This window comes from Aeromicrobium phragmitis, assembly GCF_003674095.1.
GTDB lineage: Bacteria > Actinomycetota > Actinomycetes > Propionibacteriales > Nocardioidaceae > Aeromicrobium > Aeromicrobium phragmitis.
In genome coordinates, this window is sequence record NZ_RDBF01000086.1 from 1 (window position 1) to 455 (window position 455).

Consider the following 455-nt stretch of genomic DNA (forward strand, 5'->3'; position numbering starts at 1 on the left):
TCATGAGCATCTGCCGAGACCGGGGCATGCAGCACGCCCCTCACCTCAGCACGACGCGCATCGCCGGCACCCACTACTACCTGCTGGAGGAAGGCACGGCCTTCGCGATTGTGCCCGAGGACTTCGGCCTGTTCCTGCCGGACTCGATCTCCGCGAACCCGCTCACGCCCGAGGCCACGGTTCCCCTGCAGGCCGTGGCACGCTCCGGCCTCGCCCTCCGCTCCTACGCTGAGCTCATGGAACTGATCGCCTCGCTGTGAACCCGCCCGATTCACGGCCGTCGTAACCGCGCCACCACCTCGCCGGCCTCGACATCACCGGTCTCAAGCAGTTCGAGACCGCCCATCTCACCCATCTCGCTCACCACCACGATGACGTCGGTGCGATAGCCTTCCGCCGCGATCGCGTCGAGATCCATGAGCACCAGCGGCGTGCCCACGTCGACCTGCTGCCCC

2 protein-coding genes are annotated in these 455 nt (G+C 67.5%); one reads left to right on the forward strand and one right to left on the reverse strand.

The window, feature by feature from the left end; genetic code table 11:
- Positions 1-260: hypothetical protein (locus tag D9V41_RS16375; RefSeq protein ID WP_208006912.1), on the forward strand; the 260-nt coding region annotated here is incomplete at its 5' end.
- A gap of 11 nt (positions 261-271) precedes the next feature.
- Here D9V41_RS16375 and D9V41_RS16380 read toward each other — a convergent pair.
- Positions 272-455: PTS sugar transporter subunit IIA (locus D9V41_RS16380; protein WP_208006913.1), on the reverse strand; the 184-nt coding region annotated here is incomplete at its 5' end.